Origin of the sequence: Sphingobium sp. AntQ-1 (assembly GCF_028538045.1) — a bacterium.
GTDB classification, from domain to species: domain Bacteria; phylum Pseudomonadota; class Alphaproteobacteria; order Sphingomonadales; family Sphingomonadaceae; genus Sphingobium; species Sphingobium cupriresistens.
The window spans coordinates 643,139-663,880 of sequence record NZ_CP117158.1; the positions used below are offsets into that span (position 1 = coordinate 643,139).

Below are 20,742 nucleotides of genomic sequence, written 5' to 3' on the forward strand. Positions count from 1 at the left end.
GGTGCTTTTCAGACGCTTAGGGTGCCCGCCAGCACCGCCATCGTCACCAAGTCGGCAGCGGTGGACGTCATCGCCGCGACTTGAACCGGCTTTTCCATGCCCACCAGGAAGGGACCAAGAACGGCGACGCCGCCAAGTTCCCGAACAAGATTGGCCGAAATATTGGCAGACTGTAACCCGGGCATGATCAGGACGTTCGCCGGCCCGGTCAGGCGGCTGAACGGATAATGGCGTTTGAGCGCACTGTTGAGCGCCACGTCCGGCGACATCTCGCCCTCATATTCAAAGTCGACCTTGCGAGTATCGAGCAAGGCAACGGCATCACGCGAGGGCTTGAGCCACTCGCCTGGCGGATTGCCGAAATTTGAATAGGAAAGGAAAGCAACCCTCGGCGCGTGGCCCATGCGACGGGCAATGGAGGCCATCTGCTCGGCGATATCGGCGAGGTCCGAGGGCGCTGGCCGCTCGTTCACGGTCGTATCGGCCACAAACACCGTGCTGCTGCGCCCGACGATGATGTGGAAGCCGAAGGGAAGGCGACCCTTTTGCGAATCGAGCACCAGTTTGACCTGCTCGAGCGTCTGACCGAACGGACGTGTCACCCCGGTGATCATGGCTTCCCCGTGTCCCATGTCGAGGAGCAGGGCACCGAACACGTTCCGATCCTGGTTCACCATCCGCAAACAATCGCGGTAGAGATACCCCTGCCGTTGCAAGCGCTCGTAGAGCCGGTCGGCCATATCCGGGATGAGGGGGGATATCCGCGCATTGTGGATTTCAAACCCTTCGGCCTCGGCACCTAGCGCTTTCAAACCTTCAGTGACGCGCTCGGTGTGACCGACCAGAATTGGGCTGCCATAGCCTTCTTCCCGATAGGCGATCGCGGCGCGCAAAACGGTTTCCTGTTCGGCCTCGGCGAAAATCATTCGTTTTGGCCGCGCGCGCGCACCGTCGTAGGCCGACGCAAGCACCGCTGTGGTAGGATTGAGCCGCGCCCTGAGCGCGCTGCGATAGGCTGCCTCATCGGCGATGGGCAACCGCGCCACGCCGGTCGTCATGGCAGCGCGGGCCACGGCCATCGGCACGGTTTCGATCAGACGCGGATCGAAGGGGGCCGGAATGATGTAATCCGGGCCGAAGCGGCTCGCCTTTCCACCGTAAGCGGCCGCGACTTCCTCCGGAACGCGCTGCCGGGCCAGTTCGGCGATCGCGTGGGCTGCGGCGACCTTCATTTCCTCATTGACGGTCGTTGCCCTGACGTCGAGCGCACCGCGGAAGATGTAGGGGAAGCCAAGGACATTGTTGATCTGATTGGCGTAGTCGGACCTGCCGGTCGCGACGATCGCATCGGGCCGGATCGCTTTGACGACCTCCGGCTGGATCTCGGGATTGGGATTCGCCAGCGCGAAGATAATCGGCTTGGGCGCCATCGAGTCTACCATCTCGGCTGAAACAGCGCCTTCGACAGACAATCCCAGAAAGACATCGGCACCACGCATTGCGTCAGCGAGCGTTCGCGCCTCGGTATCCACCGCATGGGCCGACTTCCACTGGTTGATGCCCTCGGTCCGGCCTTGATAGATTACGCCCTTGGAGTCGCACAGGATGACCTGGTTGCCCGGAATGCCGATCGACTTTGCAAGAGCGGTACAGGCGATCGCCGCCGCGCCCGCGCCGTTCACGACCATCCTGACATCTTTCATCTCTCGGCCGGTGAGGTACAGCGCGTTGATCAAGCCTGCGGCCATGATCACGGCGGTGCCATGCTGGTCGTCATGGAAGACCGGGATGTTCATCCGATCGCGCAGCGCCTGTTCGATGATGAAGCACTCGGGCGCCTTGATATCTTCCAGATTGATGCCACCGAAGGAGGGCTCCATCAAGGCAACGGCGGCGATGAATGCCTCCGGGTCTTCAGTGTCCAACTCCAAATCGATCGAATCGACGTCGGCGAAGCGTTTGAACAGGACCGCCTTGCCTTCCATCACCGGCTTTGACGCCAGCGCCCCAAGATTGCCCAGCCCCAGGATCGCTGTGCCATTGGTGATCACCGCGACCAGATTGCCTTTGATCGTATAGTCGTAGGCGCGCGCTGGATCGGCGGCGATGGCGTGAACCGGGACGGCCACACCCGGCGAATAGGCGAGCGACAGGTCACGCTGCGTGGCCATCGGCTTGGACGCGAGGATCTCGATCTTGCCTGGCCGGCCTTCGGAATGAAACAGCAAGGCTTCCCGGTCCGAAGACCGAAGTTCGTCTGGCACGGGCATTGGAATATCCGATTCATCAATTACTTGCGGCGCGGGGTGCCACGAGGAAGGGGCTGGGCGATCTGCAGTCGCGCATTAATGATGTCTCATACATCAAAATGCATCTTTAACGGTGGATAACGATGCGCTATATATGATCCTTTAGAAAAGGTGCCGCAAGGTTTTTCCGCCAAGATGGTTTCGAGAGGTCGCACGATGGAAGGCACATGCCGAAGGGGAGCGCTGGTGTCATTCCCCTGCGGCACAGTCGCTCGCAGCCGGTCAAAGCTGCCGTGATCGCGTACCAGTGGTGGCACGGCATGGGTGGGTTCGCGAGCCGCGACACGACAGCGAAGAACGCGGATCAACCCTGATGGCGTCGGTACTGCAAATACGTCGCCTCGGTTCTGCCGAGGTCAAAGCCGCTGTTGCATTGTGGTGGGTGACCGACCTGCTCAAGCCTTGGAACGATCCAAAAGCCGATGCCGAACGGGCCCTCGCGACGCCGACCTCGACTATTTTGGCGGGCTTCTTGAGCGACCAGCTCGTCGCTACGGGAGTGGTCGGTTCCGACGGCCACAGGGGGTGGGTTTACTATCTCGCCGTGTCTCCTGGCCGCCAACGCTGTGGCTTTGGTCGGCAGATGAATGGCTGCCTGCGAGGCATGGATCGAGGACCTGGGCATCGCGAAGATCCAGCTCACGGTCCGCTCCGAGGACCATGACATTGCGAAGTTCTACCGGCGGATCGGCTACGACGTGGGCGAACAAATTTTCTTCTCGAAACGCCTTGGCCAGGACGATCCGGAAGAATGAAGCCCCGCACACGATCACGACCGGCAACCTAGCCGAGCACAACACAATGAGCAGGAATCAGACTATGGGTATCGCCTACATCATCGACACAGTCCGCACACCACGCGGGATCGGCAAGCCCGGCAAAGGCGCCCTGGCGCACCTTCATCCGCAGCATCTCGGCGCGACCGTCTTGAAGGCTCTGGCGGAACGCAACGATCTCGCGACATCCGAAGTCGACGACGTCATCTTTTCGACAAGTACCCAGAAGGGCAAGCAGGGAAGCGACATCGGCCGCATGTCCGCATTGCTGGCAAATTATGACCCCAGGTCGAGTGGCATGACCCTCGACCGGTTCTGCGGCGGCGGGATCACCAGCGTCAATCTGGCTGCGGGCCAGATCATGTCGAGCCTGGCCGACTGCGTGGTCGCGGGCGGCGTCGAGATGATGTCATACCATGCCCAACTCGCCGCCGAGGACGTCGCGAACGGCGTGAAGGCGCTGGGTGTCGGGACAGGAAATCCGGCGCTGCAGGCAATCCATCCCCAATCTCACCAAGGGGTGTGCGCCGACGCCATTGCAGCGATGGAGGGCATCTCGCGAGAGACCGTCGATGCGCTTGGGCTCGAAAGCCAGCGCCGCGCCGATATCGCCATCCGGGAAGGTCGCTTCGCTCGAAGCCTTGTCCCCGTGTTGAACGAGGACGGCAGCATCGCGCTTGACCGCGACGAGTTTCCACGGCCTGAAACGACTGCCGCCATTCTGGCAAATCTGAAACCGAGTTTCGACGGCATTGCCGACCATGCCCCGTATGAGGACGGTGTCACCTTCCGGCAGATGATCAACCAGAAATATCCTGGCCTAAAGTGGCAGGGCATTCACCATGCCGGCAACAGCTCCGGTGTCGTCGATGGCGCCTCGGCCATTCTCCTGGCCTCCCCCGACTATGCCGCTCGCAACGGCTGGAAACCCCGCGCCCGGGTGGTGATGGCCGCTAATATGGGGGACTGCCCCACTCTCATGCTGAACGCTCCGGTCCCGGCCGCCAGGCGCGTTCTCGAAAAGGCTCGGCTGCGGATCGAGGACATCGATCTTTGGGAGATCAATGAAGCCTTCGCCGTGGTCGCTGAAAAATTCATGCGCGATCTCGGGCTGGATCGCGACAAGGTGAACGTGAACGGCGGCGCCTGCGCGCTCGGTCATCCGATCGGAGCGACAGGCCCCATGCTGATTGGCACGCTTCTCGACGAGCTCGAGCGACGGGATCTCAAGCGCGGTCTGGTCACAATGTGCGCCGCGGGGGGAATGGCGCCAGCAATCATCATCGAGCGGATCTGACACCAGACCGCGACGACCTCTGAGCCATGGAAGTCTAAATGATTATATTCGTCATTATCGTGATCAGTGTGATCCTTATGGCCATTTTCATGGCGACCACCATCATGGGGGGCCGCTTCCATGACGAGCAAAAGGCAATACGGGAGCGGGCTGAAGAAGCGGAGCGTCTGAAGATGTCCAACGACCTGGACAAGAAACCATGATGTTGGCCGCGCTGGCCGCTCCATCGAAGGGCGCTATCGCGCCTGAGCGTGGGCGTGGGCGTGCCAGATGAGTCATCCGCGCCTTGTCAGTATTCCAACCGCTGATCATCATGATGCGCTCGGCTTTGCGTTGAGCCTCGAAATGGTTCGGGCGGCACTTTGCATGAAGACGGGTGAGCGATTGCGGCTCCACCTGTCCGACGAAGTGCTGATCTGGGGTCCGCGCGATGCACTGACCTATAGCCGCCGCGAGCGCAGCGGCCAGGTTGTTTCCATCGCACTCGACGGCGGATGCGCCCGCAGGGCGTTCGCGCAGCTTGTCCAAGATGGAGGAGAACAGCATTGAGCAGCGGTGAGGACGATAGTCCCGGCTCGGCCGATGGCCCGAAGGCGGACGCGCACGGAGGCTTGTCATCGCCTGGTCCCGCTGCGCCGCATCCGCCGGCCGGGGCCCGCCGATTGGCGACGCTGCCCCTTGTCAGCAGTGGCATCGGGTCTGCGGCAATCGTAGCGGCTCTGCTTTACGCCGGCCTTCGGAAAAAGGGACCGCCGGGCTCGAAATAGCCGAGCCCTGTCGCCGATCGGCACGCGGCGGTCGGCACATTCTTATTGAAACGGATGACTATGAACACGGCACAGCTTTTTGCAGACGACGATGAGTTTCTCGAATGGACCAAGGATCATCCGGAAGCCTATGTCATCAATTTCCGGGCCAATCGCAGCGCCGACTATATCGTGTTGCACCGCGCGAGCTGCCGCACGATCGCCGTCAGTACCCAGGCATCCGGGTCGCTCACGGCGGGCGCCTACCGTAAGGCTGGTAGCCCCGACCCGAAGGTCTTCGATTCCTGGATCCCGAAGAACATCGCTGGTGGTCAGTGCGTTTCAGATGAGTGCATTATCTGTAAGCCGCGAAAATAGCGCCTGCGCCCTCGCGCTGCCGCCCCGTGTCGCCGGCGATATGGGGACAGCATTGAGCTAATGCTTCCTGGCGATTTTCAGTTGTCGAAATATACGTTTCCCCACCGCCGGAAGAAATCGGGCGCAGCTTTGTCTGAACAGAGGGATCACCTCCTCCATCTGCGTTTTCGTCAGGATAAGACCTGAGCCTTTTCGGGCTATCACCGTCTGGTTGGCACTTCCGATCGAAGGCACCAAAATCAACTTTCCCGAAAAGATGTCTTTGACAAGCGCGGCATGACGAAAATGCCCGGGATCGTCACCCCATAGATTGACGACCAACAGGCCATCGGGTGCCAACCGCTCAAAGCAGTGCCGATAAAATTCAGGACTACATAACTGAGGCGGCTGCCCGCGCGCGTCAAAGCCATCGACCAGCAGCACGTCGGGCCGGCTCGGCGACGCGTGGACATGGGTCGCCCCATCGCCACACAGGATGCGGAAGCGCTCGCTTTCGGCCGGAATGGAGAAGTGGTCGCGCAACGCGATCACGTCTGCGTCCAGTTCCACCACCGTGATATCCGCGCCGGGCAGAACGTGGTGGCAAAACTTGGCAAGGGATCCACCACCGAGCCCGATCATTTCGATGACACACGGTGCCGGATTGAAGAAGAGAAATCCCATCATCGCCTTGGTGTAATCGATCGATAGCTTCAACGGGTTGGCAACGCTCATCCCGCTCTGCACGCGTCCCCAATCGAAATGCAGCGAGCGGTAGTCGCCGATCTCCGACACAAAGGGCTTGCCCGAAGACGGGTCACCGATCGTAGCGCGACCTGGCCAGGCTCCCAGCCGCTGCAGTGTCTGAATATGCGAGGCCAGATTGACGTCTGCAATCCAATCCGACGCGTCATGGCGCAGGGCAGACCAGCCACTGAACAGCTTGCCTGCGACACCCGGAGTCTCAGCGTCCGACAAGACCGAGCCCCTCTACAACCAGCGGACCGCTGGACCGGCGGATGGACGTGGCCATGTGACGCAACCCGGCTGGCGCTTTTTCGGCGATCGTCGCGTGACAGCGGCCTTGCTGCCCAATGCGGGAGCACATCGTCTCATTGAGAGTAAGGCGCCTTCGGACGATGACGCTCACGCCGAGGTCGACTCGTGCCCGAGGCGGTACGACGCGCCATGGCCACTCTGGAGGTAGTCCGCCGATGCCATTTCGTTGAGCCGCGAGATGGTGCGCTCGAACTCGAATGCGTCATCCGTGTCGGCATAAAGATGCTTGGGTTCTGCGTCAGCCGCAGCCAGAAGCTTGACGCCGTGTTCATAAAGGGTGTCGATCAGGATCTTGAACCGGGCGGCTTCCGACCGCCGATCGGCTCCCAATACCGGTATCCCGACCAGGATGAGGGTATGATAGCGGCGGGCAAGCGCGAGATAGTCCGGCACGCCCCGCGCTTCGCCGCACAGACGGCGAAACGAGAACACCGCCACACCTTTCAACGATTTTGGCACGAACATCGTGCGTCCGCCCTGCACAGCCAGATCTTCGGCAGGGACATGTTCTCGGTCTTCCACCGGAAAGTCGGTCAATCGGAAGAAGGCGCGGCTCAGCGCTTCAGTCGAGGGCGAACCATTGGGCGCATACCATGTCTGGAAACCACCCAGTCGCTGCAGGCGATAGTCGGTCGGACCGTCCAGCGTCAGGACGTCGAGCCGGTCCTTGAGCATTGCGATGAAGGGGAGAAAGTGCTCACGGTTGAGGCCATTTTTGTAGAGGTCGTCCGGCGCGCGATTGGACGTCGCGACGACAGTGACGTCGCGGGACATCAAACGCATGAACAACCGTGACAAGATCATTGCATCGGCGGAGTTGGTGACGATCATCTCGTCGAACGCGAGTAGCCTGGCCTCTTGCGCGATTGCGTCTGCCACCGGGATTATGGGATCAGCCACCTCACGCGAGCGTTCAACGCGCAGGCGATCGTGGACGTCCTGCATGAACGCGTGAAAATGGACGCGACGCTTTTCCCGGATCGGGATGACGTCGTAAACCATGTCCATCATCATGGACTTGCCGCGTCCGACCCCGCCCCACAGATACACGCCGCGAACCACCACCGGCTTGCGCTTGACGAACCGCGACAAGAGCGACGGCCGACCTGCTTCATGGTCGAATGCCGATACGAGTTCACCGAGTCTCTCGGCAACACGCCGCTGGGCCGCATCAGGGCTCAGCTCGCCCCTCGCGATTGCGGCATCGTACCGAACAATCATTGCATTATCGACCAACTTTCAATGCTCCATAAATCTTCAAAGCCTGCGCCGTCGCTCGGTGCGGCGGCGCCTCCGCATCGAGACGCTGACATTATATGTGGACGATCGATCCCCTCGCGACGCGGCGGAACCCGGTTCGTTCGCGAAACTCCTGCGCAGCGGTTCTGCGCCACATCCGTGCGCCGCCATTGAGGCACGCCTGATATCCAAGGCTCGCGCGCTCGACGCCTGCGGCGGCAATTGCGGCCCGCCATGCGCGGTCATCGGTGACCGGGCCTTCCAGCGAGAAGGTAGCTTGAGCGGCATCAAAAACGATAAGGAGGAACGGGGTTTCGGGCGGCTCGATCATCGGCGGCTCACATAGTGGCAGGACGACACACCGGGGAGGGGCCGCGCCCGCGCTTTGCGACAGGCTTGTCGATCAAGGTCGACTTGGGTCGCAATCCTACGGCCGACCGCAGACAAGAACCCATCGTGATGCGGTGCAAGAGCCGCCAGGGCCGTTTCCAACTGGTTCGGCGACAGATCGAGGCTGCCATCCTTGCGAGCAATCGCGGCGCGGTTGCCGCCGCCTTCGGTCTCCACCACGATGGCGTTACCGAAGAAAACTCGACGGATGCGATCGGAATAGACCTCATGGTCGCCCCAAAGGTTGGCGATCAATATGCCCGCGGGCGCCATCCGGTCGTAGCAGGCGCGGTAAAAGTCCTGCGAGCATAATTGGGGCGGCTGGCCGTCTCTGTCGAACCCATCGATGAGAATAACCTCTGGGCTTCCCGCCGCCCGCGCCACGAAGTCGGCGCCGTCAGCACAATCGACACGAAAGCGCGGTCCATCAGGAGGTATGAGAAACGCATCCCGAAGGGCGATAACATCGGCATCGATCTCGGCGACGGCGATGTGGGCGCTCGGTATTTTGTGGTAGCAATATTTGGCCAGTGAGCCGCCGCCGAGACCGATCATTTCGATCGACCGAGGCGCGGGGTTGAAGATGAGGAAGCCCATCATCATTCGCGTGTAATCGAACTGCAGCTCGAGCGGATCGTTCAGGCTCATGCCGCTCTGAATGCTCGACCAGTCGAAATGCAAGGATCGAACATCGCCGGTCTGACAGACATAGGGGCTCCCGGGCCTGGTCGGTAGAGAAGTAACGGGGCGGGGCCAAAACCCCAGTCTCTGCAGCATGCTGATGCTGTCAGGATCGAGCCCAAAGTCGCCCGCAAGCGCCTCAGCGTCGCGATGCGCCCATACCAACTCATCCATCATCGCGCGCTGCGGCTCGGTCATAGAAGCTGCAGGGCAATCGTCGTGGCCTCGCCGCCGCCGGTGCACAGGTTTGCGCCGCGCTTGCGATCACCACGGCGCTCGAGCGCTGCTTTCACGGCGACGACTCCGAGCTGCGTCGATGTCGCCCCGGATAGAGCACCCTGAAACGGGCCCATGGGGGTACGAGCATAGCTGGCGATAACGACGGGATCGGTCATTGGTTGTCCTTGTTTGCGCCAAACTGACACCCTTGCGGCTATCGGCATGGTGCCGTCCGCGATGCGCTTACGCTTGTGCGGAGTTTCAAAATGTCGCTTGCCGAAGACCGAGGCAGGGCTCGGCGGCAACGATGAATGCCGGTGTCTTTCTGAGCCGCCGCCTTCCGTACCTCTTGCATGATGTTTAGTATATCAATATACAGAGTTATAGCATGGAAACGATGTATGGGATAGCAGGTGTCTATCACAGAATTTTGCCGGCTTTGGTTTGGGAATGGAGCGATCCCTGCGAACGGGGGAGCAAGCTACGTTAGGTGCTTGCCGTTGTGGCCATGCCTGAGGCCAGCCGCGACGGCGGGAGATATGCGGCACGAGCTGTTCGATGTGTCCCGCCGGCCCGCTCGCGGCTTGAACGGTGGCTGCAGCTGCTTCGCGCATTGGCCGATTCAGGTTTTCGGACTGGCAGGTTTCCGGCGCGCGCTCTGCGATAGCCGCCGCTCATGACGCAGCATCCGATCGCTCGCTTTGCGCGCGCGACACGCGATGTGCAGCGGAAAGCCAGAATGTTTCTACACACCCTGAATAGCATTGCCCCCGAAAATTCCGGCTCCTTCTACCCCTTTCCGCCACCGGGTCGGGATGAACCCATCACTTGGCAGATGCGCTTTGCCAGCGCTTCAAACGGAACGGAATGAAGCTGTGCCAGTCGGCGGGCGGTTGTTCGAAGCCTGTCTGGCGCCGCCGGAAATTGTGCGGCCTTGCGGGCAAAGACCGCTCTGTTCGCGCGGCATTCGGTCGGCACCGCGAGGACATTTTTCCCGAAGCTTCGACGGACAAGAGCAATGGGCCAGTGATAACGGGCCTCCTGATCCTCGCAGAGATTGACCACGAGCAGCCCGCCAGGCTTCAGTCGATTGTAGCAGTCGTCATAGAAGCGTGCCGAGCAGAGTTGGGGCGGCTGTCCGTCCCCGTCGAAGCCATCGACAAGGATGACGTCAGGCCGTGATGGATCGCTGCGGACATGATCTGCCCCATCGGCACACACTACCCTGAACCGATCATCGTCATCGGGAATCTCGAAGCTAGCCCTCAGCCCGATGACATCGGGATCGATTTCGATGGCGGTAATCCGGCTCTCCGGCAGTCGAGAATAGCAATATTTCGCCAGGGAACCACCGCCGAGCCCGATCATCTCGATCTCGGTGGGCGCCTCGTTGAAGAGGAGAAATCCCATCATCATTTGGGTATAGTCGAAGATCAGCCTTGAGGGATCGCTGATCCGCATCCCGCTCTGGACGATGGTCCAGTTGAACAACAGGGTGCGCATATCTCCCAGGTCAAAGATCAGCGGCCCATTCGATCCGATCGGCGCTGCCAAAGCGATGTTTATTTCGGAGGGGGGTTGTTCATAGCCTTCGTCATCGAACGCCGCATAGAGATCGTCCTCATGTCCACCCCCACCGCAGTCGAAGTCCGCGATGGCGTCGAGGACGCGCACGACGTCGTCGTTGTAGACGTCCGTCCGATCGAGGTCGAAATCCTGATCGGAACGGTCAGGCACGCCCTTTCTCCGCCAGCCGGCTCGCCAACACGCGACGGTTGTGCAAATGAGATAGCATCGGCCTTCGTAAGAACGACCACTGGCGTGCAACCACGGTCAGGGATGCAATCGGAGCAGCATTTCTCATTGTCACGGCCGGATAGCTCAACTCGAAACACGCTCGATGATCAGCGCTATCCCCTGCCCGCCACCGATGCACATCGTGATCAGCGCATAGCGGCCTGCCATGCGCTGCAACTCGTACATCGCCTTGATCGTGATGATCGCGCCCGTCGCGCCGATCGGATGGCCGAGGCCGATTCCGCTGCCGTTGGGATTGACCTTGTCAGGCGGGAAGTCGAGGAGCTTGGCCACCGCGCAGGCCTGGGCCGCAAAGGCCTCGTTGGCTTCGATCACATCGATGTCGTCAAGCGTGAGCCCTGCCCGCCGCAACGCGATCGGCACCGCCTCCACCGGCCCGAGCCCCATGACATCAGGCGCGACACCGGCATGACCCCAGCCGACGATACGCGCCATCGGCACAAGGCCGCGACGCCTGGCTTCGTCTCCGGATGCCAGGACGAGCGCCGCGCCACCGTCGTTCAATCCGCTGGCGTTACCTGCCGTTACGGTGCCCTTCTCCTTGCGGAAGACGGGCGCCAACGCGGCCAGACCAGCCGCATCCACGTCGGAGCGCAAATGCTCATCGCGGTCGAACGACTTGACGGTCCCGCGCGATTTGATCTGCACGGGCACGATCTGGCTGTCGAACCGCCCCTCGCTTTGCGCCTGCGCCGCACGCCGATGGCTCTCGACCGCGAGCGCGTCCTGCATCTCCCGCGTGATATCATGCCGCTCGGCGATGTTCTCCGCCGTGACCCCCATATGCCCGGCGCCGAAAGGATCGGTCAGTGCCGCGGCCATCGCATCGACCATCGCCTCATCGCCCATACGCCGTCCCCAGCGCAGGCCTTTGACGACATGGGGCGACTGGCTCATGCTCTCGACGCCGCCCGCGACCGCGATCTCGCACTCCGAGAGGGCGATCATCTGCGCGGCCGAAATAATGGCCTGGACGCTGGATCCGCACAGACGATTGAGTGTCAGGGCCGGCACGCGATCCGGGATACCCGCCGCCATCGCCGCCACGCGCGAGACATACATATCGGCAGGTTCGCTCTGGATAACCTGGCCAAGCACGACATGCTGGATATCATCAGGCTGGAGCGCTGCGCGCCTGATCGCCTCGGCAATGACGATGCGGCCAAGCTCAGCCGGAGCGACGGTTTTCAGGCTTCCACCGAAATCGCCTATGGCGGTGCGTGCCCCCGAAAGAATGACGACGTCCTGCAAGTTTGTACCTTTCCGAATTTCCATCGCCTCATTTTCGCGCTCAAATGGCGAGGCAAACGACAAATCACATCAAACATGATGTATGAAACATCATATCTGATTATTATCAAGGCATAAGCCATGTGTATATACGCGTCTTTGATCACTATATTGCCTCGAAGGTTTCCAGCGGTGCCGGATGCCCTCTTCTCCAGTTCCCGCGCTGGCGGCTGGACAATCATCGACGAGAGATTGCCAATTGCCCCCCGCTGACATCTACTATCAACGTGCCATCGCCGAACGCGCGGCCGCCGCGATCGAAGCCCTACCCTTGCGCAGGCAGCAGCTTGAGCGAAGTGCGCAGCGGTGGGAGGAGATGGCACGACAGGCCGAGGATACCGGGCGCAGGGCCGAGATCAATGAAGCCGAGAAGCGTGCGAAGTCGGTGCCATATTACGCACAACGCGACAGAAACTGAGGCCGTGCTGCCCTCGAGAAATGAGCGCGATAATCCGATCAGACCGGCCGTCTGAGCGGTTGCCCATTCGCGGCTCTGGCCGCTTCTTCGAGGGCGAAACCAATCTCGAACATCAATTCGGCGGCTTCGCCGGCTGTCAGATGTAGCCGGACCGTGCTCGTCCCAACGCGCGCTTCCAGTAGGAGCATGCGGGCGTCGTCGCCCTCTCTATTCGGTAGCGCCCGCACGCGCACCTGCCGGACCGGTGCGTTCTTTTCCGGATCAGAGTCGAACCGAAGCGACAGGCGCCCTGCTTGGCCCTTGTCTTTCGGCAGTCCGCCGGTTTCACCTGTCATCGCCTATCCATCAATCAGGGGGTTGGTCACGGAATCGCTTTTGGTCGATTCAGCCGATAATCATATTTCACACATGGACTATAGATCAATACAACTACATTTTGATGTACTGAACATCACACGATATCGGGAAGTCGATGCCTAAAGCGCCTGACGAGCCGCAAACCCGACCGCACCGAATCCGGCAACTCCAATGCTCATCAGCGCAGGCCATCCGACTGCCGCTATAACCGGCCATCCAAGAAGGTCGGCTGCAGCCACTACGATATGGGGCGGCGCCACGAGCGTGAGCACGGCCATGGCGATCGCGGCCAACCAGACGCGAACGAGCAGTTCGCGGGTCACCGCATTCGGCGCAGCGGGGTTCATACCATGCGATATTTGTCGAATGCGGGCGGCGGTCCGTGCCATGACCCGCCGACTTGTCAGAGCCACGTTCATCGCCAGGAGAAGACAGGCCCATGACAAGAGCGGAGAGACGTCGACATGGTCTGCGCGATCGACGAGCATCGGCCCTGTCAGATCGTATCGCGACAACAGGGCAAAGCCCAAAACGGCAAGGATCCCCATCGCAAACTGCTGGAGTGCGGCAACGACACCGGCGTGAAAGAGCCATAGCGTCGGCACGCGCATCGTCACCTGGACGGGACCTTCCGGTTCGACTGCTCCATCAGCGCGATGAGGCCTTTCAAGAGCATGACCGGCGAAGGCGGGCAGCCTGGGATGTGCAGATCGACGGGTACTACCGCCGATACGCCGCCCAGGACGGCGTAGCTGCCGGCGAAACAGCCTCCATCGGCCGCGCAATCTCCGGCGGCAACGACCCATTTGGGCGCAGGGGTCGCGTTGTAGGTCCGCTCCAGCGCCTCACGCATATTCTTCGTCACGGGCCCCGTCACCAGCAGCACATCGGCGTGACGCGGCGAGGCGACGAAGCGCAGGCCGAAGCGCTCGATGTCGTAGAATGCATTGCCCAGCGCATGGATTTCGAGCTCGCAACCGTTGCAGGAACCGGCATCGATCTCGCGGATCGAGAGGCTGCGACCGAGCTTCTGCCGGGCGACGCCCCCCAACCGACCAGCAATATCCGCGATCATCGACAGATCCGGGTCGGGCCGCGGCTCGGTGAGCGGCGGTCGGATCAGGCTTTCGAACAGGAGCTTGCGCATGGGCGGAGCCTATAAGTCATGCCCCGAATAGGAGCAGTTGAACGATTTGTTGCAGAGCGGGAAATCCGCGACGATGTTGCCCTCGATCACGGCTTCGAGCAGCGGCCACTGGAACCAGGACGGGTCGCGCAGATGGCAGCGCTCGACAGTACCGTCCGGACCGAGCCGGAGCCAGCACAGGATATCGCCGCGAAAGCCCTCAACCAGTGCGAGGCCCTCACATGTTTGCTTCGCCTTGGGGAGCGCGACCGCGATGTCGCCGGGCGGCATGCCCTCAATGATCTGGTCGATCAGGCCGAGGCTCTGTTCCACTTCGCGGATGCGCACCCAGACTCGCGCATTGACGTCGCCTTCAGCCAAGATCGGTACGTCGAACCGAAGCCGGTCATAGGGCGCATAGGCAAGGTCATAGCGTGCATCGAAGACACGTCCAGACGCCCTGCCGACATATCCGCCGGCGCCATATTGGCGCGTGAGGACATGGGAAAGCGTGCCGGTGCCGACGGTGCGATCCTGCAGCGATGCGGTTTCGTCGTACAGGTCGACCAGCGGCGGGAAGGCTTTGCGGATCATCGCCACAAGCGCGCTTATGCCGTCCTGACCGGGGCAATCGAGGTCGACGGTCACACCACCGGGAACGACCCGGTCCATCATCAGCCGATGGCCGAAGCATAGATCGGCCTGGCGCAGCACGCGTTCGCGCAGCACTGCGGTGTGGGCATGCATCAACGCGAAGGACGCGTCGTTGCAGACCGCACCGATGTCGCCCAGATGGTTCGCGATCCGTTCCAGCTCGGCCATCAGCGCCCGCAGCCAGTGCGCCCGACCAGGGATTTCGATCCCGAGCGCGGTTTCGGCCGCACGGGCGAATGCGATGGAACAGGCCACGGTGCTGTCGCCCGACAGTCGCGCCGCGAACCGCGCCGCGCGGTCCGGCGCCGCGCCCGCCATCTGCGCTTCCACCCCCTTGTGCGCGTAGCCGAGCCGTTCCTCGAGCCGCACGACGGCTTCGCCGTTCGCGGTGAACCGGAAATGACCGGGTTCGATGATGCCGGCATGGACGGGGCCAACGGGGATCTGGTGCAGACCCTCGCCCTCGGCGGTAAGGAAGGCATAGGCTTCCCCTTCGCCGCTCGCTGCGGACCGCGCGCCGAGCGGATGGTGGACGGACCAACGGCCATGATCGAGCCAGGGACGATCATCGGGCGCGCCCACGGGCTCGAACCCGAACAGGTCCCGGATCGTGCGCTCGAGCCGATGTGCGGGCGCATGATGCCGGGCGACCGAGGGAAACCGCCCCTCCTGGCAGGCAAGGCTTGCGACCGCCAACTGACCACGCTCCGCATCGAGCACCGCCATATGGACCGTGCCTTCATCGCCCCACAGCCCCGACAGCGTCCAGCGTCCCTCGGCAAGCTGCTCGATCAGCATCGACCATGTGTCGGCATCGACCGGTATCCGCGGCCAAAGCTTGTGAGGATGCAGCGGAACCGCGCCGGAAAGCGTTTCGATCAAACTCGGCATGGTTGTTCCCCGGTCAATGGAGCAGCCTCGCGACATGCTGGAACCAGGCGACCAGCGGCGGCGGCAGGTAAATCCCCGCGATCAGCACCAGCATGAGATGGGTCGCCAAGGGAAGATAGGACGCCTTGACCGGCTCGCTATGTCCGCTGGGTTCGCCGAACGCGACGCCCTGAAGCCGCAGCATGAGCGCGCCGAACGCGAACAGCAGGCCGATCACCAGCGGGATCGCGAGCAGGGGCTGGCGCGCAAAGGTGGAACTGACCACCAGAAACGCGCTCATGAAGATGCCGAACGGTGGCATGCCGGCGATCGCGACGACGCCAGCGACCAGCCCCCAGCCGAGCAACGGGTGGGAGACGGTAAGGCCGCGAAGATCTGCGAGCTTCTGCGTGCCCTTGGCCTGCGCGATATGACCGACGGCGAAGAAGATCGCGGACTTGGTGAGGCTGTGCATCGTCATGTGGAGCAGCCCGGCGAAATTCGCGAGCGGGCCGCCGATGCCGAACGCGAAGGCGATGATGCCCATATGTTCGATCGAGGAGTAGGCGAACAGCCGTTTGATGTCCCGCCGACGGTACAGCATGAAGCCGGCAAAAATCAGCGACACCAGTCCCATCGTCGCCATCAGCGGACCCGGCGCAATCGCGCCCGGATTCGCGGCGAGCAGCAGCTTGAAGCGCAGCACGGCGTGGAGCGCGACATTGAGCAGCAGACCCGACAGCACCGCCGAGATCGGGGTCGGACCTTCGGCATGGGCATCGGGAAGCCAGGCGTGGAGCGGCGCCAGACCCACCTTGGTGCCATAGCCGAGCAGCAGGAATACGAAGGCGAGATTGAGCAATGCCGGATCGAGCGCGGCGGCATGGCCGATCAGCACGGTCCAAATCATGCCGTCGGGGCCTTCGCCCACCACCGGGCGCGCCGCCATATAGACCAGGATCGTGCCGAACAGCGCGAGCGCGATGCCGACGCTGCCGAGAATGAAATATTTCCAGGCCGCCTCCAGCGCTTCATGAGTTTGATAGATGCCGACCATCAGCACGGTCGTGAGCGTCGCCAGCTCGATCGCGACCCACATCAGCCCGATATTGTTCGCCAGAAGCGCCAGATTCATGGCGAACAGCAGGATCTGATACATGGCATGGTAGAAGCGCAGCTGGACCGTCGTCAGGCGTCCGATCTCCAGTTCATGGGCGATATAGCTCGCGCTGAACACGCTGGTGGTGAAACCGACCAAGGTATTGAGCACGATGAAGACGATGTTGAGGTCATCGACCAGCAGATAGGATCCAGGCGCCGGCTTGTGGATGAACAGGGACAGCGCCGCGAGCAGCGTCAGAAAAGCCGAACCCGCGTTGAGCCGGGCGGACAGCCTGTACCCCGGCAGGCACAGCAGCAACAGCGACGTCGCGAAGGGTATCGCGAGGATCAGTGCGACATTGTTCGCCGCGATCCAGTCAATCACTTCGCTCATCCGCGCCTCTCCCGGAGATCATCGAGCGCCTGGAGATCGACCGTGTCGAAGCACTCGCGGATGCGGAACAGGAAGATGCCGATGACGATGAACGCGACGAGAACGGAGAAGGCGACGCTGATCTCGACGACGAAGGGCATGCCCTTGGCGCCGGTGGCGGCGAGGATCAGCCCATTCTCGAGCGACATGAAGCCGACCACCTGGCTGACGGCGTTGCGCCTGGTCACCATCATCAGCAGGCCGAGCAACACCACCGACAGCGCGAAGGCGAGATCCTCGCGTGCGAGCGTGCCGGCATCCGCGGTGACGCGCAGCACGACGACGATCGACAGGGCGACGAGCGCGAGGCCCGCCAACATGGTCGTGCCGACATTGAGCGCTGTTTCGACCTCGCGGTGGATACCGAGCCGCCGGATCATACGATGCAGCGCCACCGGGATGACGATCGCCTTGACGATGAGCGCGATCGCCGCCGTCAGATAGAGGTGCGGCGCACCCTGCACATAAGCTTGCCACGATACCGACAAGGCCAGCACCACGGCTTGGAAGGCGAAGACGTTGAGCAGTGCCGACAGGCGATCCTGATAGAGCAGCAGCAGGCTGACCAGCACCAGGCTGCCCGCAAGGAAATGGGCGATATCGAAGGCGAACTTGTCCATCAGAGGCTCCGCGACACGAAGCGCAGGAGCGTGCCCAGGAACCCCAGCATCAGCGCGGCTCCGAGAAGATCCGGAACCCGGAACACCCGCATCTTGGCGATCATGGTCTCGAATAGCGCGAGCATAATGGCGGCCACACCCAGCTTGGCCGCATAGACGACAACGCCGATCAGATGGACACGGAGCGGCGCGCCAGCCGGGGCGAGCCCCCATGGCACGAAGATGCAGGCGATGAGCGATGCGTAGAGCAGAAGCTTGATCGAGGAGGCCAACTCGATCAGCGCGAGGTGCCGTCCGGAATATTCCAACACCATCGCTTCATGCACCATGGTGAGCTCGAGATGCGTCGCCGGATTGTCGACGGGAATGCGGCCGTTTTCGGCGATCGCGACAATGATGAGCGCGATCAGCGCCATGCCGAGCGAAACGCGCAGACCCACACCCGCCAGCATCACATTGGCCACGGTTGAAAGCTGGGTCGAGCCGGCGACCAGAGCGATCGTGAACACGATCATGATCAGTGCCGGCTCGGCCAGCGTCGCGATCATAGCCTCGCGGCTCGATCCGATCCCGCCGAAGCTGGTGCCGACATCCATGCCGGCGAGCGCGAGAAAGAAGCGCGCACTTCCAAGCAGCGCGATGATGACGATAAGGTCCGCCGACCAGCTGAACAGCAGCCCGGTCGCGAAGGTCGGTACCAGGGCCGCCGCCACCCAGGTCGCGGCGAAGACGATATAGGGCACGATCCGGAACAGCCAGGACGCGCTCTCGGCGATGACGGCTTCCTTGCGGACCAGCCGGATCAGGTCGCGATAGGGCTGCAGCAACGGCGGTCCCTGCCGGCGCAGCAGCCGCGCCTTCACTTTGCGCACCAACCCGGTCAGGAGCGGCGCCAACACCAGCACCAGCACCATCTGCGAGATCTGGATCGACAAACCGTCGATCAGCGACATGTCGATCATGGCCATGATGCGATGATCAGCAGGAGGAGGACAAGGGCGCCGAAGACGAGACTGAGATAGCGGCGGATGGTGAGGAACTGCAGATGGTTCAATCGTTCGGCGAGAACGTTGACCAGGCCCACGACGGGATCATAGACCAGCTCCCAGGCCAGATCGTGCAGCGTGACGGTCATGCGCGCGGGGCGACCATCTCCCGGCGCCGGCATGTCGACACGCTCGGTCGCGCGGAAGGCGAAACCGCCGAACACGCGCCGCACGGGCTGGGCGAAGCTGTTGGCCGTATATTGGGTCGCCGGGCTGCTGTTGGGGAATCCGCAATCCCATGCCGGAGCCCTGCGCACCCTGTTCGAAGCGACGCGATGGATCACAAAGGCTGCCAGCGACGCTGAGACGGTGATGAACAGGAAAACCAGCAGGCCGTTATAGGAACTGCGGCTCTCGGCGATCGGCACGATCGAAAGCCAGGCAATATGGGTCTGGACCGGCATCCGCGTGTCCGTAAGCCCATCCACGACAGGCGCGAGCGCATCGATGATGAGTGCCGGGAAAACCCCGGTGAACAGGCATAGCAGAGCCAGGATCGCCATCGCTGTGATCGACAAGCGGTCGACCTCGTGCGCCTTTGTTGCCGCCTCGCTACGCGGCCGGCCGAGGAAGGTGATACCGAACGCGCGGACGAAACAGGCCGCGGCCAGCGCCGCGGCCAACGCAAGCAGGGCGCCGACCACCGGGACCAACAACTTCAGCGCCCATTGCGGAAGGTCGGGACTAAGCAGGATGGCTTGCAGCATCAGCCATTCCGACGCGAAGCCGTTGAGCGGTGGCAGCGCCGAGATCGCGGCGGCGCCGACAAGGAAGAGCAGGCCCGTCGCCGGCATCCGGTTCAACAAACCGCCGAGCATCTCCATTCTCCGCTCGCCGGTCGCCGTAAGGACCGCACCGGCGCCGAAGAAGAGCAGGCTCTTGAACAGTGCGTGGTTGAGGACATGGAAGAGAGCGGCAGTCATCGCGAGCGCGGCCGCCGCCTTCATGCCATTGCCCTCGAACGCAAGCGCGAGTCCGAGCCCGACGAATATCAAGCCGATATTCTCGATCGTGCTGTAGGCCAGGACGCGTTTGATGTCGTTCTGCATGAGCGCGTAGAGAACGCCGAGCGCCGCCGTGCCGGCGCCAGCGATGAGCACCGGAACACCCCACCACCAGGCCGGCGGCCCGAGCAGATCGAACACGATCCGGATGAAGCCGTAGACCGCGACCTTGGTCATGACGCCGCTCATCAAGGCCGAGACATGGCTGGGCGCCGCCGGATGGGCGAGCGGCAGCCAGACATGCAGCGGCACGAGTCCGGCCTTGGAACCGGTCCCGAGCAGGGCAAGGGTGAGCACCAGCCCCGTAAGGTCGCCAGATGGTCCGCGCGCGCGCATCGTCGCGAAGGCATATCCGCCCTCGGGGCCTGCCAGGAGACCGAAGGCAAGCAGGAGCGCGAACGTCCCGGCGCTCGCCATGACGAGATAGACATAGCCTGCCCTGCGATTGTCGTCGTCGCGATGGTGGGTCATGACCAGTGCCCAGGACGCGAGCGACATGAATTCCCAGGACAACAGAAAGGTGAAGGCGTCATCGGCGAGCAGCACCAGGTTCATGCCGGCGAGGAACGCCGGAAAAAAGGGCAGCACACGCCGGGGCTCGCTTTCGTGGCGGCCATAGCCAAGGCCGTAAAGGCTGGCGGCCGCGCCGCCGAGGTTGATCACGAGAACGAAGAATGCACTGAGCGCGTCGAGGCGGAAATTTGCGCCGATCCACGGCAGGCCCAATGGCAGGACCGCTATCGAGTCGATCGCAGGGCTCGCCAGGAGGTGGACCAGCGCGACTGCTACGGCCAAACCGCAGGTGGCAATGCTGACACCATATACAGCCCGCCGCGCCAGTGCAGATCGCCTGATCACCACGCCCAAGCCGACAGTGCAGAGCAGAACCGCAACGTGCCACAGCAGCAGGATGATCGGCGCCATTCCCACGC

23 protein-coding genes and 1 pseudogene are annotated in these 20,742 nt (G+C 62.3%); 8 read left to right on the forward strand and 16 right to left on the reverse strand.

Translation table 11 applies throughout. From position 1 onward, the window contains the following. Positions 1-8 precede the first annotated feature (8 nt). The gene (locus tag sphantq_RS03220) at positions 9-2,270 is read right to left on the reverse strand and encodes an NADP-dependent malic enzyme (RefSeq protein WP_272799594.1); all 2,262 of its coding nucleotides are present in this window, start codon (positions 2,268-2,270) and stop codon (positions 9-11) included. A 352-nt stretch (positions 2,271-2,622) separates the two neighbouring features. Between sphantq_RS03220 and sphantq_RS24375 the strand changes: the two genes are divergently transcribed. The 6 genes from sphantq_RS24375 (at position 2,623) to sphantq_RS03245 (ending at position 5,506) form a co-directional block, all read left to right on the forward strand. Then, positions 2,623-2,973 carry a GNAT family N-acetyltransferase gene (locus sphantq_RS24375; RefSeq protein ID WP_419723171.1) on the forward strand — a complete coding sequence of 117 codons (351 nt, stop codon included), beginning with the start codon at positions 2,623-2,625 and terminating at the stop codon, positions 2,971-2,973. Then, positions 2,897-3,064 (forward strand): hypothetical protein, encoded by a 168-nt coding sequence (locus sphantq_RS03225; RefSeq protein ID WP_272799595.1) that lies wholly within the window; start codon positions 2,897-2,899, stop codon positions 3,062-3,064. Before sphantq_RS24375 ends, sphantq_RS03225 begins: the two co-directional genes overlap by 77 nt. Positions 3,065-3,128: 64 nt before the next feature. Further along, positions 3,129-4,382, forward strand: coding sequence for an acetyl-CoA C-acetyltransferase (locus sphantq_RS03230; RefSeq protein WP_272799596.1), 1,254 nt, complete (start codon positions 3,129-3,131; stop codon positions 4,380-4,382). 38 nt (positions 4,383-4,420) lie between these two features. Continuing rightward, complete coding sequence (locus tag sphantq_RS03235) at positions 4,421-4,585, forward strand: hypothetical protein (protein ID WP_158501009.1); 165 nt, start codon at positions 4,421-4,423, stop codon at positions 4,583-4,585. 67 nt (positions 4,586-4,652) lie between these two features. Then, positions 4,653-4,931 (forward strand): hypothetical protein, encoded by a 279-nt coding sequence (locus sphantq_RS03240; RefSeq protein ID WP_048577796.1) that lies wholly within the window; start codon positions 4,653-4,655, stop codon positions 4,929-4,931. 278 nt (positions 4,932-5,209) lie between these two features. Further along, on the forward strand, positions 5,210-5,506 hold the full coding sequence (locus sphantq_RS03245; protein ID WP_048577797.1) for a hypothetical protein: 297 nt from the start codon (positions 5,210-5,212) through the stop codon (positions 5,504-5,506). A gap of 57 nt (positions 5,507-5,563) precedes the next feature. Here the strand turns inward: sphantq_RS03245 and sphantq_RS03250 are convergent, their stop codons facing one another. From sphantq_RS03250 to bktB, 7 genes and pseudogenes are all read right to left on the reverse strand, one after another. Then, positions 5,564-6,463, reverse strand: coding sequence for a spermidine synthase (locus sphantq_RS03250; RefSeq protein ID WP_272799597.1), 900 nt, complete (start codon positions 6,461-6,463; stop codon positions 5,564-5,566). A 168-nt stretch (positions 6,464-6,631) separates the two neighbouring features. Continuing rightward, positions 6,632-7,765 carry a cell division protein ZapE gene (gene zapE, locus sphantq_RS03255; RefSeq protein ID WP_048577798.1) on the reverse strand — a complete coding sequence of 378 codons (1,134 nt, stop codon included), beginning with the start codon at positions 7,763-7,765 and terminating at the stop codon, positions 6,632-6,634. A 91-nt stretch (positions 7,766-7,856) separates the two neighbouring features. Beyond that, positions 7,857-8,114 (reverse strand): hypothetical protein, encoded by a 258-nt coding sequence (locus tag sphantq_RS03260; RefSeq protein WP_048577799.1) that lies wholly within the window; start codon positions 8,112-8,114, stop codon positions 7,857-7,859. Next, on the reverse strand, positions 8,111-9,052 hold the full coding sequence (locus sphantq_RS03265) for a spermidine synthase (RefSeq protein WP_272799598.1): 942 nt from the start codon (positions 9,050-9,052) through the stop codon (positions 8,111-8,113). Before sphantq_RS03265 ends, sphantq_RS03260 begins: the two co-directional genes overlap by 4 nt. Before the next feature lie 68 nt (positions 9,053-9,120). Then, positions 9,121-9,249: pseudogene (locus tag sphantq_RS03270) on the reverse strand (acetyl-CoA C-acetyltransferase); the annotation flags it as partial. A gap of 613 nt (positions 9,250-9,862) precedes the next feature. After that, entirely contained in the window at positions 9,863-10,810 is a 948-nt protein-coding gene (locus tag sphantq_RS03275) for a fused MFS/spermidine synthase (protein WP_272799599.1), read from the reverse strand. A gap of 144 nt (positions 10,811-10,954) precedes the next feature. Next, entirely contained in the window at positions 10,955-12,103 is a 1,149-nt protein-coding gene (gene bktB, locus sphantq_RS03280; RefSeq protein WP_272800173.1) for a beta-ketothiolase BktB, read from the reverse strand. Between bktB and sphantq_RS03285 the strand changes: the two genes are divergently transcribed. Both sphantq_RS03285 and sphantq_RS03290 read left to right on the forward strand, forming a co-directional pair. Further along, complete coding sequence (locus sphantq_RS03285; protein ID WP_272800279.1) at positions 11,993-12,259, forward strand: hypothetical protein; 267 nt, start codon at positions 11,993-11,995, stop codon at positions 12,257-12,259. The two genes, bktB and sphantq_RS03285, sit on opposite strands and share 111 nt — an antisense overlap. Positions 12,260-12,380: 121 nt before the next feature. Further along, complete coding sequence (locus sphantq_RS03290; RefSeq protein ID WP_048577802.1) at positions 12,381-12,599, forward strand: hypothetical protein; 219 nt, start codon at positions 12,381-12,383, stop codon at positions 12,597-12,599. A 38-nt stretch (positions 12,600-12,637) separates the two neighbouring features. Here sphantq_RS03290 and sphantq_RS03295 read toward each other — a convergent pair whose 3' ends face one another. From sphantq_RS03295 to hyfB, 8 genes are all read right to left on the reverse strand, one after another. Next, positions 12,638-12,934: a hypothetical protein gene (locus sphantq_RS03295; protein WP_048577803.1), complete on the reverse strand. Its 297-nt coding sequence runs from the start codon at positions 12,932-12,934 to the stop codon at positions 12,638-12,640. Positions 12,935-13,075: 141 nt separating this feature from the next. Beyond that, positions 13,076-13,573, reverse strand: coding sequence for a hypothetical protein (locus sphantq_RS03300; RefSeq protein WP_148564797.1), 498 nt, complete (start codon positions 13,571-13,573; stop codon positions 13,076-13,078). Then, a complete protein-coding gene (locus sphantq_RS03305) occupies positions 13,570-14,103 on the reverse strand; it encodes an NADH-quinone oxidoreductase subunit B family protein (protein ID WP_048577805.1) in 534 nt (177 codons plus the stop codon). The genes sphantq_RS03300 and sphantq_RS03305 overlap by 4 nt, the downstream gene beginning before the upstream one ends. Before the next feature lie 9 nt (positions 14,104-14,112). Beyond that, positions 14,113-15,627: a hydrogenase large subunit gene (locus tag sphantq_RS03310; protein ID WP_048577806.1), complete on the reverse strand. Its 1,515-nt coding sequence runs from the start codon at positions 15,625-15,627 to the stop codon at positions 14,113-14,115. A gap of 13 nt (positions 15,628-15,640) precedes the next feature. Next, positions 15,641-17,101 (reverse strand): hydrogenase 4 subunit F, encoded by a 1,461-nt coding sequence (locus tag sphantq_RS03315; protein ID WP_272799600.1) that lies wholly within the window; start codon positions 17,099-17,101, stop codon positions 15,641-15,643. Further along, positions 17,098-17,760 (reverse strand): hydrogenase-4 component E, encoded by a 663-nt coding sequence (locus tag sphantq_RS03320; RefSeq protein ID WP_272799601.1) that lies wholly within the window; start codon positions 17,758-17,760, stop codon positions 17,098-17,100. Before sphantq_RS03320 ends, sphantq_RS03315 begins: the two co-directional genes overlap by 4 nt. Beyond that, complete coding sequence (locus sphantq_RS03325; RefSeq protein ID WP_272799602.1) at positions 17,760-18,722, reverse strand: respiratory chain complex I subunit 1 family protein; 963 nt, start codon at positions 18,720-18,722, stop codon at positions 17,760-17,762. The genes sphantq_RS03320 and sphantq_RS03325 overlap by 1 nt, the downstream gene beginning before the upstream one ends. Continuing rightward, the gene (gene hyfB, locus sphantq_RS03330; RefSeq protein ID WP_272799603.1) at positions 18,719-20,734 is read right to left on the reverse strand and encodes a hydrogenase 4 subunit B; all 2,016 of its coding nucleotides are present in this window, start codon (positions 20,732-20,734) and stop codon (positions 18,719-18,721) included. The genes sphantq_RS03325 and hyfB overlap by 4 nt, the downstream gene beginning before the upstream one ends. Positions 20,735-20,742 lie beyond the last annotated feature (8 nt).